The organism is Corallococcus sp. AB032C (genome assembly GCF_003668935.1).
Lineage (GTDB): Bacteria > Myxococcota > Myxococcia > Myxococcales > Myxococcaceae > Corallococcus > Corallococcus exiguus.
Map to the genome: position 1 here is coordinate 41,851 of NZ_RAWP01000003.1, position 17,361 is coordinate 59,211.

General features: G+C 69.2%; 10 protein-coding genes. 4 read left to right on the plus strand and 6 right to left on the minus strand.

All coding sequences use genetic code 11. The annotated features are described in order from the left end of the window. Nucleotides 1-45: 45 nt before the first annotated feature. The 4 genes from D7X99_RS01965 (at nucleotide 46) to D7X99_RS01980 (ending at nucleotide 10,966) form a co-directional block, all read left to right on the plus strand. Nucleotides 46-1,500, plus strand: coding sequence for an SDR family oxidoreductase (locus D7X99_RS01965; RefSeq protein ID WP_121776202.1), 1,455 nt, complete (start codon nucleotides 46-48; stop codon nucleotides 1,498-1,500). Between the two features lie 26 nt (nucleotides 1,501-1,526). Then, on the plus strand, nucleotides 1,527-8,402 hold the full coding sequence (locus D7X99_RS01970; protein ID WP_121776203.1) for a type I polyketide synthase: 6,876 nt from the start codon (nucleotides 1,527-1,529) through the stop codon (nucleotides 8,400-8,402). Between the two features lie 26 nt (nucleotides 8,403-8,428). Further along, nucleotides 8,429-9,502, plus strand: a complete 1,074-nt coding sequence (locus D7X99_RS01975; protein ID WP_121776204.1) for a fatty acid desaturase — start codon at nucleotides 8,429-8,431, stop codon at nucleotides 9,500-9,502. 120 nt (nucleotides 9,503-9,622) lie between these two features. Beyond that, a complete protein-coding gene (locus tag D7X99_RS01980) occupies nucleotides 9,623-10,966 on the plus strand; it encodes an FAD-binding oxidoreductase (protein WP_121776205.1) in 1,344 nt (447 codons plus the stop codon). Nucleotides 10,967-10,987: 21 nt separating this feature from the next. On the opposite strand, the gene D7X99_RS01985 is transcribed toward D7X99_RS01980, so the two are convergent. The 6 genes from D7X99_RS01985 to D7X99_RS02010 form a co-directional block, all read right to left on the minus strand. Then, on the minus strand, nucleotides 10,988-12,097 hold the full coding sequence (locus D7X99_RS01985; RefSeq protein WP_121776315.1) for a hypothetical protein: 1,110 nt from the start codon (nucleotides 12,095-12,097) through the stop codon (nucleotides 10,988-10,990). 127 nt (nucleotides 12,098-12,224) lie between these two features. Beyond that, a complete protein-coding gene (locus D7X99_RS01990; protein ID WP_121776206.1) occupies nucleotides 12,225-13,850 on the minus strand; it encodes a leucine-rich repeat domain-containing protein in 1,626 nt (541 codons plus the stop codon). Nucleotides 13,851-13,860: 10 nt separating this feature from the next. Beyond that, nucleotides 13,861-14,226 (minus strand): DUF6285 domain-containing protein, encoded by a 366-nt coding sequence (locus D7X99_RS01995; RefSeq protein WP_121776207.1) that lies wholly within the window; start codon nucleotides 14,224-14,226, stop codon nucleotides 13,861-13,863. Beyond that, nucleotides 14,219-15,235 (minus strand): phosphotransferase family protein, encoded by a 1,017-nt coding sequence (locus tag D7X99_RS02000; RefSeq protein WP_121776316.1) that lies wholly within the window; start codon nucleotides 15,233-15,235, stop codon nucleotides 14,219-14,221. Before D7X99_RS02000 ends, D7X99_RS01995 begins: the two co-directional genes overlap by 8 nt. Before the next feature lie 2 nt (nucleotides 15,236-15,237). Then, a complete protein-coding gene (locus D7X99_RS02005) occupies nucleotides 15,238-16,440 on the minus strand; it encodes an acyl-CoA dehydrogenase family protein (protein WP_121776208.1) in 1,203 nt (400 codons plus the stop codon). Nucleotides 16,441-16,464: 24 nt separating this feature from the next. After that, the gene (locus D7X99_RS02010) at nucleotides 16,465-17,238 is read right to left on the minus strand and encodes an SDR family NAD(P)-dependent oxidoreductase (RefSeq protein ID WP_121776209.1); all 774 of its coding nucleotides are present in this window, start codon (nucleotides 17,236-17,238) and stop codon (nucleotides 16,465-16,467) included. Nucleotides 17,239-17,361: the final 123 nt, after the last annotated feature.

Consider the following 17,361-nt stretch of genomic DNA (forward strand, 5'->3'; position numbering starts at 1 on the left):
CAATTACAGTCGGCCCCGTCACGCATTGAACCGACAGGGGCCATCATGTCCGCGCGTTCTTCTCAATCCCATACATCCACGCCGTCAAACATCCTGGAGCAGGTGCGGCAGTGCGCCGCGTCCGTCACGCGGTATCCGCTCGACATCCTGACGGAGCATGCGCAGCTTGAGGACGAGCTGGGCATCGACTCCGTGAAGCTCGCGGAGATCGCCGCGGTCATCGCTCGTGAGTTCCAGCTGCCGCCGGACCGGCTGCCGCGAAACGGGAAGGCGCGCACGCTCGGCGCCATCGCCGGGGCGGTGAAGGAGGCGCTGGGCACGGAGCCTGGACCGTCGCTCCACGTCGCCGCGTCCGTCGTGCCCGCTGTCGTCGAAGTGAAGGCGAGCACCAGTGCTCCGGCCACGCAGGACCTCCTGCCCCGCGTGCGCGCCGTGTTCGCGCGGGTGACGCGCTACCCGGAGGAGCTGCTCACGCCGCACGCGGACCTGGAGGATGAGCTGGGCATCGACTCCGTGAAGCAGGCGGAGGTGATGGCCGTGCTCATGAAGGAACTGGGGCTGAGCGACGCGCCGAAGCCCTCGCAGCGCCTGCGCACCATGGCCGCCATCGCCGACGCGGCCCGTGCGCTGCTGCCGGCCGCGCCGCCCGTCACGGAAGCCCGGCCTCGCGCTCCCGTCCACGTGGCGCCCACGCATGTTCCGTCGCGCACGGAGCTGCCGTTCGAAGGGAAGGTCGCGCTCGTCACGGGTTCGGGAAAGGGCATCGGCCGGGTCATCGCGACGCGGCTGGCTCGCGCGGGCGCGACGGTGGTCGTCAACTCGTTCCACTCCCGTGAGGACGGAGAGAAGACGGCGCGGGACATCGTCGACGCGGGTGGCAAGGCGGTCCACCTGTGGGGCTCCGTCGCGCAGGAGGATCACCTGGAGCGGATGTTCGCGGCGATCCGCGAGCAGTTGGGCGGGCTCGACCTGCTCGTGTGCAACGCGTCCAACGGGCTCATCGGTCCGTTCGACCGCATCGCGCCCCGGGATTGGGACAAGGCGTTCCGCACCTGCATCACCGGCACCTACGAGTGCGCGATGCGCGCCCGTCCGCTGATGGCCGCGCGCGGGGGCGGGAGCATCGTCACCATGTCCACGTCCATGTCCCAGCGGTACATGCACGACCTGGGTTGCCAGGGCGTGGTGAAGGCGGGCGTGGAGTCCCTCACGCGCTACCTGGCCGCGGAGCTGGCGCCGGAGGGCATCCGCACCAACTGCGTGTCCGCGGGGCCCGTGCACGGAGACCTGCTGGGGATGTTCCCGGACGCGCCGGAGCGCGTGGCGCGCTGGGAGTCCGCGACGCCCGGTGGACGGCTGTGCACCGCGGACGACGTCGCGGACGTGACCGAGCTGCTGCTCGGCCCGAAGACGCAGCGAGTGAATGGCGCCATCTGGGTGGTGGACGCCGGCCTCTCCGGAACCGTGGACGGCCTGCTGCCGGCCGCGCGCGCGTCCTGACCCCTCACCTTCCAGGAGCCATCACCATGGACTTCTTCGCCGTCCCGTATGACATCCACTTCGACGACACGATGGCCTACGGGAGCCATCACTTCCTCACCAACTTCAAGTTCCAGTGCGCCGGCCGTGAGCACCTGCTCTTCAGCCCGCACGCATTCGAAGAGCCCGAGTTCCGGCGCGACTTCGACCAGGTGCTCCTGCTCACCTACGAGGGCTATTCGCGCAACCTCGCTCCGGCGGCGCTGGGAGACCGGTTGATCATCCTGACGTCACTGGAGGAGCGCGGAGAGGTGTCCCTGCGCTTCTGCTTCCGCACGTTGAAGAGCGACGGCACGCCGGTGGCCTGCGGCTACCAGACCGTGCTCTGCGCTGACCGGCAGGGAGCGCTGCGTGCCTTCCCCGCGTCCTTCCAGCGCAGCTTCGAATCGCTGGCGGCACTGCATGAACCGACGGGTTCGAAGAGCTTCCGCGACCTCGCCTTGCAGGGAGGCGGAGGCGTGCAGGCCTTGTTCCCGGAGGCCGTGCGCGAGCTGGCGCGGACGCTGCTGGCGGACACCGCTCCGCGCGGAGTCTCGCGGATGGTCCGCATTCCTGAGTCGGTGCCCGCGCCCGGACTTCAGCTCCCGGCCAACGCCACCGCCTTCCTGTTCGCGGGACAGGGCACGTTCGAGCCCGCCCTCTTCCTTCAGTTGAAGGCGCTCCAGCCGGAGCTGCGTGATGAGCTGCTGGCGGTGAACGAGGCCTGCCGTTCGCAGGGCATCGACGTGGGCCCGCTGCTCGCGGCGGAGGACGTCACCCAGGTGGGCCGGGCGTTGGACGCGGCGCCGCTGTTGGATCAGCTCGGCATCTTCCTGTCCGGGGTGCTGGGGGCGCGGTGGATGGAGCGTCAGGGAACCCGGCCGGATGTGTTCGTGGGGCACAGCTTCGGGGAGATCGCGGCGATGACCGCGGCCGGAGCCATGGACCTGCGCACGGGCGCGGAGGTGGTGTGCCGTCGCATCCGGGCGCTCCAAACGGTGCCGGACGACCTGGGCACGCTCGCGGCGGTCGCCCTGTCGGAGCCGGAGACCGTCCGGGCCGTGGCGGAGTGTGGAGCCAGGACGTTGGAGATCGCGGGCCGCAATCATTCGCGGCAGACCGTGGTCGCGGGGCCTCGTGAGGAACTGGAGCGGTTGCGCGCGTTCCTGGAGCGGCAGGGCAAGGGATTCACGTTCATCTCCAGCCGCTACCCGTTCCACCACCCGAGCCTGGCGCCCGCGGTCACCGCGTTCCGCGCGAGCCTCGCGGACCTGGCGGTGCATCCGGCGCGAGGGCCCGTCTATTCGCCCATCGAGCGGCGAGTTTACGGACGTGGAGGGTCCGAGCTTGCGGGGGCGCTCGCGTCCCACCTGGTGCGTCCCTTCGACTTCCCGGGCGCGGTGGAGACGTTGGTGGGCGCGGGCTGCGCGCGGTTCGTGGACTGCGGCACGGGGGGACGGCTGACGCGCATCGTCCAGCGGATCCTCCCCAAGGACACGTCCGTGGCGATGACGTCCGTGGACCGTTCGCTGCCCGTGGGTCCGCCGGCCGTGACGCCTTTCGCTCGGGATGCAGCGCCCGTGGTTCCGGCCATCGCGGTGGTGTCGTTGGGCTGCATGCTTCCTGGCGGCGCGAAGGATCCGGAGACGTACTGGCGGAACATCCAGCGGGGAATCAGCGGCATCGTCGACACGGGTGTGAGCCATCCGGACCAGGTCGTGGACTTCGTGGGTCCGGCGGTGACTCCGGACCGCACGTACACGCTGCTCACCGGACGGGTCCTGGACAGTGACCTCGTTCCGCCTCCGGGAATCACGCCGGACCGATTCCAGCGATATGGCCGTGAGCAGCGGCTGCTGGCCATCGCGCTCAGTCAAGTGATGGAGTCCTTGCGGTCCACCGCGCCGCGCGCGCCTGGGCGCATCCAGTGCCTGCTCGGATCCACCGCGGACGGTTCGCCCGAGTACGACGACTCGCTGTGCGTGGAAGCGGGAGAGGCCCTGCTGCGTGCTCGTGGAGAGACGGCACGGGACTTCTCCGCGCTGATGCGTGAGGCGCTGGGCGTCACCGCGACGTCCTCCGAACTGGCACCGCATCCGACCCTCCAGTCGGTGGTGACGGACGTGGTGGGTCCGAGCGTTTCCACGATGCTGCTGGACGCGGCATGTGCCTCTTCGCTCTACGCCATCGCGCTGGGGATGAAGGCGCTGGAGCGCGGCGAAGCCGACCTGGTGCTCGCTGGAGGGGTGTTCTCTCCGAGCCCTGGCAACAGCTGCCTGTTCTCCCAATTCAAGGGGCTCTCCGCGACGGGGAGCCGGCCGTTCGACGAGCGCGCGGACGGCGTCATCTTCGGCGAGGGCGCGGGAGTGGTCGGCCTGATGCGCCTGGAGGATGCCGTCTCCGCGGGCCTGAAGGTCCACGCGGTCATCCGCGGCGCGGGGCTGTCCAGCGACGGACGCAGCAGCTCCGCCAACGTCCCGCGAGCGGACGGACAGGTGGCCGCGATGGAGGCGTGCTACGCGGCGGCGGGCGTCGAAACGGCGTCCATCCAGTACATCGAAGCGCACGGAACGGCCACGCCGGCCGGAGACACCACCGAGTTGCAGTCGATTGGCCGTGTCTTCGGAGGCAAGCGGAAGGGCCTCCAGCTCGCCAGCGTGAAGGCGTTGATCGGCCACGTTGGGTGGGCCGCGGGTGCGGCATCGGTCATCAAGCTGTGCAAGGCGCTGGAGCACCGGAGCTTCCCGCCGCAGTCCCACTTCGACCGTCCAGGCGCGGGGCTGCGAGCGCTCGGGCCGGACTTCGAGGTGAGCACGCGGGAGCAGCCGTGGCCGGAGAACGGGGACCATCCGCGCCGTGCAGCCACGAACGGCTTCGGCTTCGGCGGCACGAACGCGCACCTGGTGCTGGAGGAGTACCGGGGAGGACCGCTCGCGCCGCGCGCCTGTGCCATGCCGTCTCTGAGCGAAGAGCTGGTGGTGGTGGCCGCGGAGGGGATGTTCCCGGAGGTGCGATTCGACGCCAAGGGGATGCGTCTGCCCGCGTCCGTGCGGCTGCTGCCGGACATCACCGAGGACATGGACCTCACGCAGCATCTGGGGCTCATCGTCGCGAGCGACGTCGTGAAGAAGCTCGGGACGTTCGATTCGCTGCGGACGGGGACGGCCATCGTCCTGGGGTTGGAGGGCAAGACGCGCCGGGGCGTGGAGGCCACGCAACGCGTGCTGGCGGACTCCACGCGGCGCAGGCTGCGCGAGCACGTCCAGCGAGCTTCGGACTCCGCGAGGCTCTTGCCGCTGGTGGATCGGCTCCATGCGGCTGTGGGCGCGCTGCGGCCGTCCGGTCCGTACACACTCCAGGGGATGATGCCCAACGTCACGCCGGGACGGGTGGCGGGGGCGCTCGACACCAAGGGACCGAACTTCGTGGTGGACGCGGGGGCCGGCACGCTGGCCGCGTCACTGCGCGCTTCACGCGCCTTGTTGGACAGCGGCTTCGAACTGGTGCTCGTGGGCAGCGCTCACGTGAAGAGGCCCGGGGAAGGCCCCGCTGTGTCCGCGCCCGAAGAGGGCATGACGATGCTGGCGGTGACCACGGCCGCGAAGGCTGAAGCGCACGGCCTGAAGCCCCTGTGCCACCTGCGGATGTCCGAAGAGGCTGGCTCCGGCGCAGGGCCGGGCGTCACGTTGCCGCCCCACTCCGCCCGGGAAGCACAGGACGTGCTGAGCGCGGTGCGAGCCGCCGCCGAAGGCCAGGCCATCACGCTGCGCTTCCATCCGGATGCCGCGACCGGAGCACGGCTGGTGCTCCAGCTTCATCCAGGCATCAGCGCCCGACCTGGAGCACCTAAGGAACAAACGGTGGCGGTAGGGTCTCCGTCCACGGAGCGCCGCGATCTGGAGACGTCCGCCAGGCCATCGGACATGACCACCATCTCCGGTGCTGAGAATCGAGAACTCAGAGGGAGCGCCCCGTCGGCGGCGGGCCGCGAGAACCTGTCGGACAGTCGGACAGGTTTGGAGAACCACGGCCGGGAGGGGCTCCCCCTTCAGCCGGGCCGCGAAAACCTGTCGGACAGTCGGACAGGTTTGAAGAACCACGGCCGGGAGGGGCTCCCCCTTCAGCCGGGAGGCGGAAACCTTTCGGACAGTCGGACAGGTTTGGAGAACCCAGTCGGCCGGGAGGGACGCCCGCTTCAGTCGAGCCAGGAGAACTTGTCCGACAGTCGGACAGGTTTGGAGAGCCACGGCCGGGACGGGCTCCCCCTTCGGCCGGGCCATGGGAACCTGTCGGACAGTCGGACAGGTTTGGGCCGCTCCGGGCCGGAGGCGGGCAGCTTGGATGTCCGTGGGACTGGCGCTCCGTTTGCACCGGGAGCCATCGCAACGGTCACCGAATCCGCCACTTCCATCCCGGAGGCGTCCGACGGCTTCGACCACTCGGCGCCCATCCGCTACCACGCGCCAGTGCTGGTCGAGCGTCCGGCCCTGACGACCAGAGCGTCGCCGCTGCGTGGCCAGCGGGTGCTGTTCATCGCGCAAGATGAGGCCGTGGCCCGTGAGCTTTCGGCCCAGGCACATGACATCTGCGGCCCTGAGTTCCGCATCCTCCACTCGGGCGCCTCCGATGCGGGAGCGCGGATCCACGGCATCGACCTGACACGGGAGGAGACCGCGGAGGCGAACCTGGCTGCGCTCGGCTTCGAGCCACAGGTCATCATCTCGGTGTGCCGCATGTCCTCCGAGGAGAGCGAGTCCTCCGTCGTCGCGGACACGGCCCTGCGCCACGAGGCGCTGGAGTTGCTCTTCCTGTCCGCTCGCCGTGCCTATGAGGGCCTGTCCGCTGGCACCGTGACGCTGGCGAGTCTGTGCATTGGCGGTGTCGGTGCTCGCCGGACGATGCACCCTGTCACCGGCCTCTTCGCCGGCCTGCTCAAGTCCCTGGGCCGCGAGGTCCCGGCGCGTGGCATCCGTGCCATCGCCACGGGTCCGCTTCCGCTCCGCACGGCGCTCGACCATGTCGCTTCCGAGCTGGGCACCGGTGACAACACCGCGCCCGTGGAGGTCTGCTTCGACGGCTCCGTCCGCTGCGTCCGGCTGCTCCAGCCCACGGACGTCCCGGCACGGCCCGCCGTCACGCTCGACTCCCACTCGGTGGTCCTGCTGACGGGCGGTGGACGTGGCGTGACGGCCGTCCTCGCCGGAGCGCTGCTCAAGCGGTACGGCTGCAAGGTCGTCCTCCTGGGCCGCAGCGATCCTTCCGACGCTCCCGCACGCGTGCTTCAGGCGAGTGACGAGGAACTGGGCGCCGTGGAGCGCGAGTTCTACGCCTCGGAGCTCGCCCGTGACAGCACGGTGCGCATGCCCGCGCTGCGAGCACGCTTCGAGCGCCACCTGGCCGTGCGTGAATTGCGAGCCACGCTCAATGGACTCATGCGGCTTCCCGGCCAGATGACCTACCGCGCCGCGGACGTCACCCGTCCCGAGGACGTGGACCGCGTGGTGGAGGAGCTGATCCGCGAACACGGGCGGCTCGACCTGGTGGTCCATGGCGCGGGCACGCAGGTCTCCAAGAAGCTCCACCGCCGTCGGCTCACGGAGCTTCGGAGCACGCTGGACACCAAGCTGCTGGGACTGCGCAACCTGCGCGAGTCCTGCGCACGCCGCCTCCCGGCTCCCGTGCCCTTCCACGTCCTGACGTCCGCGTTCAGCTACATCGGCAATGACGGACAGGCGGACTACGGCGCGGCGAACGAAGCGCTGGACCGGCTCTGCGCCTGGGTCAGCGACGCGCGCCAGGACGTGCAGTGGTGCAGCGTGGGCTGGCTCGCCTGGGACGGCATCGGCATGACGCGCGGGTCGGAGTACCGCGTGCTCGGAGCCAGCCGCCGGCTGCGCGGCATCCGCGCCGACGAGGGCGAGGCGCTCTTCCTCCAGCTGGTGGACGGACAGCCCGTCCAACCCATCAACGTCCAGCTCACCGAGAGCGAGCGCGGCTTCTACGGCCTGGAGGTGATCGCCCCGCCCGCGCCCACTCCGGAACCTCCGCGCCCCACGCGAAGGGACCTCACGATCGACGCGGCGAGCGTCCCGTGCCTGGAGGACCACCTCGTCCGAGGCACGCCCACCCTGCCCGGCGCCTGGGCCCTGGACCTGATGTTCCAGGCGGCCCTGGACGACACGCGCCCCGAACTGCGCACCGTCACCATCGAGGACGTTCGGTTCTCCCGCTTCATCCGAGTGAAGCCCGGAGGCCAGCAGTCACTGCGCGCCGAGTGCACTCCACTCACCGATGCCCCGGGCCAGCACAGCGTGCAGGTGAAGCTCACGGGCGACATCGTCCATGCCTCCGGTGTGGTGCTGGAGCGTGACCTCGTCTACGCCGAGGCCCGCTTCACGCTGACCGCGGAACCGCCCCGGTCCCCACACCGGCTGGAGGCCGCTCACGCTTCGGGCCACGGCATGGCCGTGCACGACCCGCACTGCGCCACGGGCTCCCCCATCGAGCTGCGCAGGATGTTCGACTGCCTGGAGGAGATCCGACTGGAGGAGGACGCCCGCTTCGCACGGCTCGGGCTGCCGGAGTCACCGCGACAGGCGGGCCACGGCGTGCCAGCGCTCGTGCTGGACGCGGCCCTGCGCCTGAGCGCGATGCATGTGGAGGGCGTGTCGAATGACGTGTTCGCTCCCGTGGGCGTTCAGCGGGCCACGTTCGACCGGGACCTGGTGGCGCACGACTCCAGGGCTCCTCGCAGCCTCACGCTGAAGTCGCTCGCTCCTCGCGTGGAGGGCGACCTGCTCCAGTGCGGCACCGTGGCGGCGCATGACGAAGCTGGCCGCCTGCGGATGCTCGTCGAAGGCGGCATCGCCCGCCCCATGGCTTGAACCCCCTTCCCGCTCAGGCAACCGCCATGAACGACTTCTCTTCGTCCAGTCCCCTGCCCCCGGATGACGCCAAACGGCTCCGCTCGGAGCTGCGCCGCGTGCTGCCCCCGGAGGCCTTCGAACGACAACCCCTGCGCGGCATCGTCGCGCTCTGCCTGGTGCCCGTGGAGGCGGCGCTCATCTGGGTGCTCGGCACCTGGACGCTGCCTCACTGGGCGTGTCTGCTCATCGCCTTCGCGCTGGGACAGCTCGTCACCGCCGTGGGGCTCGCCGCGCATGAAGCCCTGCACCACTCGGTGTTCCACAGCCGCAAGTGGGAGAGCCTGCTGGGCTGGGTGGGCTTCGCGCCCTTCCTGGTGACACCGGGCAACTGGAGGGCCTGGCACGTCCAGGCCCACCACAGCGCCGCCAACGTCCTCGTGAGGGATCCGGACATCCTCCCGCGCAGGACGGACTGGCACACCCAGGGGTTCGCGAAGCTGTTCCACGCCATGTCCCCCGGGTCCGGACACTGGCTGAGCTTCATCAGCTTCAGCGTCTTCTTCACCGCGCAGGGCCAGGCCTTCCTCTGGCACCACTGCCGGCTGCCCGCGTTCCAGCACGTGCACCTGCACCGGGCCCGGGAGCGAATGCTCACGGTGCTCGTCACAGCGGGTTGGGTGGCGCTCGGGTGGGTCCTGGGGCCCCGCGCGGCGTTCTACGCGCTGGTGCTCCCGCTGCTCATCGGGAACGTCTCGCTGATGATCTACATCGCCACCAACCACTGGATGCAGCCCGCGGCGGAGGAGACGGACAACCCCTTCGTGAACACCGCCAGCGTGGAGACCCACCCGCTGATGAACTGGATGCACTTCAACTTCAGCTACCACCAGGAGCACCACATCTTCCCGGCGCAGAGCCCGAAGTACGCCCCGCTCCTGCGCAAGCACCTGCGGGAGCTGAGCCCCAAGGCCTCCATCGTCTACCCGCACCTGCACGCCCTGCGCACGCTGTACCGGCGCCCGGCGCTCTACTCCGCGGATGGCCAGTCACTGATGGGCCGGGACGGCACAGGGGAGGTGAGCACCACGGAGCTGCGCCGTCGGCTCGAAGCCACCTGAGCGGTATCATTCGCACGGACGCCCGGTCGGTGGGCGGGCGTCCGGGTTGGCCCCGCTCCGACAGGCAAGGGCTCACCACGCGCCGCGGCATCCCCACCCTTCCGCCAACGGAGGAAATGGATGCTCACGGAGTCGGTGTCAGGCGGTCCCCGGACGGTGTCGCTTCACGAAGCGAAGGTGGAGGCCATCGCCCGGCAGCTGCGGCAGCGAAAGGGAACGGGGCCCGCGTCCTTCAAGAAGAAGTCCCCGCCCCACAGCGTGCCCAAGCGGTTCGACTCGCGGCGCCGCGACGAGAAGGTGGACCTGGGGGACCTGGACGCCATCCTCGACATCGACCCCGTGGGGATGACCTGCACCGCCGAGCCCGCCGCCACCTTCGACGCGGTGGTGCGAGCGACGCTGCCGCACGGGCTCGTCCCGTTCATCGTCCCCGAGCACAAGACCATCACGCTCGGGGGCGCCATCGCGGGGTGCTCCATCGAGTCCATGTCCTTCCGCCAGGGCGGCTTCCACGACACGTGTCTGGAGTACGAGGTCATCACCGCCAAGGGAGACGTGCTGCGCTGCTCGCCGAAGGAAGAGCCGCTCCTCTTCCAGATGATGCACGGCTCGTTCGGGACGCTGGGCATCCTGTCCAAGGTGCGCTTCAAGCTCACGCGAGCCGCACCCTACGTCCGGGTGACGAACGAGACGCACTCCACGCTGGAGTCCTTCCAGCAGGCCATCTGGCACCACTTCCAGGAGCCAGGCACAGACTACCTGGACGGGCAGATCTTCTCGCCTACGAAGCACGTGCTGTGCGTGGGCCGCTTCGTGGACCAGGCACCGTACGTGAGCCGCTACGAATGGCTCACCGCGTACTGCGAGACCATCCCGCGCCGGAGCGAGGACTACCTCACGACGTATGACTATCTCTTCCGCTACAACCGGGGCGTCACGCACGCGCGGCCGCAGAACCTGCTCGCGAGGGCGCTGTTCGGAAAGCTCATCCACTCCGACAGCGTGCTGAGGACCGCCAACCGCTTCACCCAGCTGCTGCCGAAGGAGGACCCGCCGGTCATCGTGGACGTGTTCATTCCCTTCTCGCGCTCGGCGGACTTCATGGACTGGTACCACCGCGAGATGCGCCACTACCCCGTCTGGTGCGTGCCCTTCCGAAGGACTCGCGACTACGAATGGCTGACACCCGAGTGGTGGGCCGGAATGAACGACCCACTGTTCCTGGACCTGGCCGTGTACGGCATGCCGCAGCCGCCGGGCCGCAACGTCTACAAGGAGCTGGAGGACGAGCTCCAGCGCGTGAACGGAACCAAGACGCTCATCTCCTACAACTACTACGACGAGCAGACCTTCTGGAGCATCTGGAACCGGGAGACGTACCAGGCCGTGAAGCAGCGCACGGACCCGGACAACCTCTTCCGGGACCTGTATGTGAAGACGTGCAAGGCGGCGCTCGGGCTTTAGTCAGCGCGGGCTGGCCAGGCTTCAGCCAATCTCCGTGCGCAGGTTCAGCGGACCGGCGGGGACGCCGACGTCGTGGAGCGAGGGGTCGTCCTTCTCCGTCTGCCAGGCGTTGGCTTCCGTCACGGTCTTGCCAGTCGCCTCGTTGGAGATGGACATCTTGCCGTTGTGGCCCGCGGGGGCGATCTGGCTGGTGTCGAAGCCGCTCCAACCCGTGCCGGAGTTCGCGAACGTGGCCTCGCCCCAGGTCTGACCGGAGTTCGCGCCGGGCTTCGCCGTGCCGTCCTTCGACGCGGCCCACGCCACGCTGGTGTTGCTGTCGAACGCCACCACCTGCGACTGGCCGGGCTGGAGCGTGAACGTCTTGGGCGTGCTCTTGTCGAAGTTCTGCCCGTCGTTCGGGTTCCCGTTCTCGCCCGTCTTGTTCCAGAGCGTGATGGTCTGCGGCTCGCGGGTCTTGTTGGTGAAGGTGTTCGTGTACTTGAACTGGCCCTTCTGGCTCTCGTCGATGAGCTGCATGTTGCTGTTGTAGGGAGAGCCGACGTTGTTCTTCGCGAGCCACGGCGCGTTCGCGGGCGCGGGCTCCGTGGAGCCGGCGGACGGCGGGCCGAAGCCGGGGCCCGCGTCACTGTTGTACGTGGGGTGCGCCGGAGCGGCCGCGCTGGAGGCCGGAGCCGCGCTCTGGGCAGAGGGAGACGCCGCCGAAGGAGCCGGAGAAGCCGCCGCGAAAGGAGAAGGAGAAGCCGCCGCAGGAGTATCGAAGTCGATCGAGTCCACAGCCGCGGGAGCCGCCTGCTGCGCCGGGGCCGCACCGCCCACGCCGCCCACCGCGGACGCGGCACCCTCGGCGCCCTGGCCCAGGCTCGCGGGCGACTGAGTCTGGAGGAGCTTCACCAGCTGCGAGAGCTGGGCCACGACCTCCGACAACTGCTTCTGGAAGTCCCCGGAGGCGCCGCCCAGCTTGCTCGTGCCCGCATCGAAGGAGTCGGCCATGAACATCCGCCGCAGGTCGTTGCGGGGCTGCTGCGCCTGGGATCCCACCACACCCTGAGCCGGAGCGGCCGCCGGCTTGAGCTGGGAGATGCTCGAGGAAGGCGGGAAGGAGGACGCGCGGTTCAGGGAGGAGATGGACATGCCGGGACCCAAGAGCAGGACGCATGCCAACCCCCGGACTCCGTGAAATCAGTCACTTGGGCCAGGCGCTCCCCGCCCTTCGCGATGACGCGATTCACCAGCTGATGTCTGGCGTCACCAGGGGGCTTCAGCCAGCGCGGGCCGCGAAGACGTCCCGCAGGCCCGCGATGAGCGCGTCGCCGGGATACGGCTCGCCCAGGGGGCCCAGCGCGTCGCGCAGCGCTCCGAAGAGCGCGTGGACGTGCCGGGGCTTGTCGCCATCCCAGTCCAGGTGCCGGGCGATCTCCTGGCTCTGCGCCCGGAACTTCTCCAGCGCCGCGTCATAGGGCGCAGCCGTGGGGATGTTGATGCGCAGCAGCAGCGCCAGCAGCGCGAGGATCTCCGCGAAGTCATAGCGGTCCGCCTTCGCGTCGTAGAAGGACTCCAGACGCACGGTCTCCGGCTTGAACCAGTAGCCGATATGGGCCGCCGCCTTCTCCCGGCTGCGCTCCACGTCCACCTGGAGCTGGTCGTGCAGCTCCGGATCCATGTGCGTCACCAGCGACCAGAGCACCGTGGCCTTGCTCAAGGTCGTGCTGTCGAAGCGCCGCGTCGGCAGCGTGCGCAGCGGCGTTCCTTCGAAGGTGAGAACCTCCAGCTTCGGCAGCCGCGTAAGGACCTCCGGGAAGTCGAACATGAGCTGGACCTTCCGCCAGCTCCCGAAGGCCCACCGGACGTAGGCGTAGGGGTTGTTGACCAGGTTCACCCGCCGCAGCTCGACGCATCCGGCCAGTGACTCCGGCAGCCGCCAGAGGCAGTTGGCCTCCAGGTCCAGGACCCGCAGCTTCTTGAGCTCGCCGATGGACTCCGGCAGCTCCAACAGGCCATTGCCCCGCAGGTCCAGCTCGCGCAGCTCCGTGAGCTGCCCCAGCTCTTCCGGGAGCGCGCGGAGGTTGTTGCGGCGGAGGTTGAGCTTCTCCAGCTTGCGGAACAGGAAGAGTTCCTCCGGCAGGGACGTGAGCCCCTTGTCCTCCAGCGTGAGGCTCTTGACCTTGTCGGGCTCCGCGAGCTTCTTCGCGACGAGCTGACGGAACGCCTCCCGGACGCTGGTGAACGCGTCGCGGGCAACGGGCTTGCCGTCCGCCAGCCGTTCCCGCACCTTCTCCAGATCGACGCGGCCGTCCCTCACCACCGCCGGGATGAAGACGCCCTTCCCTTCGTAGGGGTCCTTCACGTCCTCCACCCCGCCGACCACCGCGAACACCTTCGAGTCCTGGCCCAGGTAGCGGTGCGCATCGACAGCGCCCGCCACCTTGAAGGAGTAATGCGAGGCAAGGGTGCGGGCCTTGAGGTTTCCGCCCACGGAGACGCTGCCGTGGTTGTAGACCGCCACCAGGTCTTCAGTCGTCAGGGCGCCGGAGACGTGAAGCCGAGCACCGCCAATGGCGATGCGCTTCGCGACGAGGTTGCCGTGCACCTGGAGGAACGGGCCGAAGTCGTTCTCCCAGTTGAGCACGCAGCCTTCGACGGTGAGGTCGCCTCGCACGATGAGGCCGGTGAACGGAGGCTCATCGTCGTCGTCCTGCGCGAAGATTCCCTGGTGGAAGTCCAGCCCCAGGTCGTAGGGCATGACGACATTCCCGGTGAGGACGAGCACGCGGTCCGAGTCATCCTCGCGATTGCCAGGGGCCTTCACCTCGTCGCGAACCTGGGACCAGGTGAGGATTTCGAACGGCAGGTCGCGGGCGGGAGACGGGGACGCCTTCTTCTTCATGGCCCGACCTCTACCCCATCCGGTCGGAAGCCGGCAGTGCCTTCGGTGCGCTCTCCCGGACGCGTTGGAGGGTGGAGTCCCAGAGCAGCGACCAGGCCTCGCGGTTTCCGTCGAACCCGCCCTGGCGGATCCGCGCCGCCAGCTCGCGGTTCAGCTCCGCGAGCCCCCCTTCGCGATGGAGCAGGACCACCAGCGCCCCGCGTTCTTCCCGCTGGGGCTCGTCACCCGCACGGAGTTGTCGCTCGGCGATGCCCATCGCATTGGCGATCATCCGCGCCGCGTAGACCTTGTCCTCCGGCAGCCCGGGCAGCAGCTCCCGGAGCAGCACCTCGCGAGCAATCGCCAGCAGCGCGGCCCCGTCCGGCTGTTCACGCATTCCGTCCTCCTGTCATCGAAAGAAGTTCCAGCTCCAGCTCCGGCACCACATGCGCCGTCAGCGCCAGCTCCAGCGAGGGCTCGCGGCCGGAGACGTGACGCTCGCCCTGCTGCAGGGCAATCACCGCCCACCGCGCGTGGGCGAAGGCCTCCCAGTAGCGCACCGCCTCCCAATCCAGCGTGCGGCCGCTCACGCGCGCATAGCCCCGAGCGAGCGCCTCACGGGAGCCGATGCCTCCCGCCTCCTTGTCGAACTGGCCGAAGCGCCAGCACCGCGCGCAGAACCACCCGATGTCCTCCAGCGGGTCCGACCACGCCGCGAACTCCCAATCCAGCACGGCCGTGAGGCCGGCTTCGTCCAGCATGTAATTGCCGGTGCGGAAATCCCGGTGCGTCAGCACCCACTCCGGCGTCCGGGGCGCATGCCGCTCCAGCCAGCGGATCCCCCATTCCAGCGCGGGAAACGCCGTGTGGTGGCCGTCCAAGAAGGATTGGAACTCCTTCACGCCCCGAAGCGCGGGCGACAGCGCGGGCAACGGGAGGAAGGACAATGACTCGACGGGAGGACGGATGGCATGCAGCCGCGCCAACTCCTCTCCCAGCCGTTCCGTCAGCGCCTCGCGGTCTCCGCCCAGCCCCAGGTCCTTCACGATGCGATGCCCAGCGGCGGTCCCCCGGGCCTTGCGCATCACGAAGAACGCGCGCCCGAGCACGGAGCCATCTCCCAGCCACAGCGGCTCCGGCACCGTCACGCCCGCGCGGTAGGCCTCTCGCAGCAGGGCGAACTCCCGGGCTCGGTCGTGCGACACGGAGACGCCCGAGGCCGCATCGGAGCGCAGCACGCACTCCAGCACGCCTTCATGCGGCCCTCCGCTCACCACCGCCGTCAGCAGCCAGTTCTCCTGGATGGCGCCCCCGGAGAGCAGGCGCGCATCGACGAGCCGCACCTCGCGGGCCTCCGCCTTCGTGGACAGGAAGGACTCCAGCGCGTGCTTGTGTTCCTCGCGCATCGTCATCCCACGCCCCACCGGAAGAAGTCCGCGCCCTCCGTCAGGTACGCGCGCGACAGCACCATCTTGTGAATCTCACTGGCCCCATCCACCAACCGGGCCTGGCGCGCATAGCGGTAGATCCATTCGACGAGCGTGTCCTTGGAGTAGCCGCGCGCGCCCATCAACTGGATGGCCGTATCCGCGGCCTTGTGCAGCGCGTCCGCCACGTGGATCTTCGCGATGGAGATGTCCGTGCGAGCGAAGTCCCCCTGGTCCAGCTTCCAGGCGGCGCTCATGGTGAGCAGCCGCCCGATGTGGATGTCCTTCGCCGCGTCGCCCAGCATCCACTGCACGCCCTCATGCTGAGCCAGGGTCTCCCCGAAGCTCATCCGCCGCGAGACATAGCCGCCCGCCTCCTCCAGGCACCGCTTCGCCAATCCCAGCCAGCGCATGCAGTGCGTGAGGCGCGCAGTGCCCAGGCGGATCTGCGTCACCTTGAGGCCATCACCCACGCCCAGCAGCCGCTGCTCGTCCGGGATGCGCAGCCCCTCGAAGACGAGCTCGCAATGACCGCCATGCTCCTCGGGCCCCATGATGGGAATGCGTCGCTCGATACGCCATCCAGGCTGGCTGGCGTCGAAGAGGAACGCAGTGAGTCCCTTCCGCTCGTCGTCAGAGGTGCGCGCCACCACGATGAAGTGCTGCGCGCCCTGGGCACCGGTGATGAACCACTTACGGCCCGTGAGCACCCATTCGTCGCCCTGCCTCTCCGCCCGCGTATAGGTGAGTGACGGGTCGGAGCCGCAGCCGTCGGGCTCCGTCATCGCGAAGGCGGAGCGCACCCGGCCGTCGATGAGGGGCTGCAACCAGCGCTGCTTCAGCGCCTCCGTCGCGAGCACCTTCTCCAGGACGATCATGTTGCCGTCATCCGGGGGCGCGGCGTTGAACATCACGGGCCCGAAGGGCGAAAGGGCCGCCTCCTCGTAACAGGCCGCCATGCCCACCACGCCCAGGCCCTGCCCTCCGCGAGCCTTCGGCATCTGGAAGGCCCAGAGCCCCTGCGCGCGGGCCAACTCCCGCACCCGAGCCACCACCTCCTCGCGGAGGTTCTCGTGCGCGTCGAACGCGTCTGGCTGCGTCTCCAGCGGAAGCACGTGCGTGGCCACGAACTCACGCACACGCAGCCGGTACGCTTCGATTTCAGGGGACAGCGAGAAGTCCATGGGGTCACCAGGTCGAAGGAAGGACTACAGGGTGGAGCAGAGGTGGCCACCATCCACTTCAATGACAGAACCGCTCATGTAGCTGCCGGCCTCCGACGCCAGCAGCAGCAGCGGCCCATCCAGCTCCCGCGTGTGGCCCAGCCGCCGGAAGGGAATGCGAGCAAGCAGCTTCTGTCCCGCGTCCTTCCCGAAGAAGGTCCGGTTGAAGTCCGTCTCGATGTAGCCGGGGGCCAGCGCGTTCACGCGGATCCGATGCCGCGCCAGTTCGAACGCCATCGCCTTGGTGAGGTGGATCAACCCGGCCTTGGAGGCACAGTAGGGCGCCACCCCGCCGCCCACCCGCAGGCCCAGGATGGACGCGATGTGGATGATGCTGCCCGGCGCCTCGCGCTCCACCAGACGGCGCGCCACGGCCTTCGACACGAGATACGAACCCTTGAGGTTGGTGTCGATGACGGCGTCCCACTGCGCCTCCTCCACCTGGAGGAAGAAGCCGTCGCCGGACACGCCCGCGTTGTTCACCAGCACGTCCAGCACCCCACCCGCCAGCGCCTCCGCCTCGGCCACGGCCTCCTGCACGGACGCCGCGAGCGTCACGTCCATGGACACCGCATGGGCACGCAGCCCCAGCTCCCGCAGCCGCTCCACCTCCGCGGTCAGCCGGTCCGAGCGCCGCGCCGCCAACACCACCTCCGCGCCCGCCCGGGCCAGCACCTCCGCGAAGTGCAAACCCAACCCTCCGGAGGCGCCCGTCACCAGCGCACGGCGACCCTCCAGGCCAAACGCATCCACACTCATGAACGGGCTCCAGGGCAGGCAATCGATGACGCGAAACGTCGAAGACTCCGGGGCGATGGCAATGACTCTTGCTGTTGACGCCGCGCCAACAAGTCTCCACTATACCCACCACATGAGCCAGGA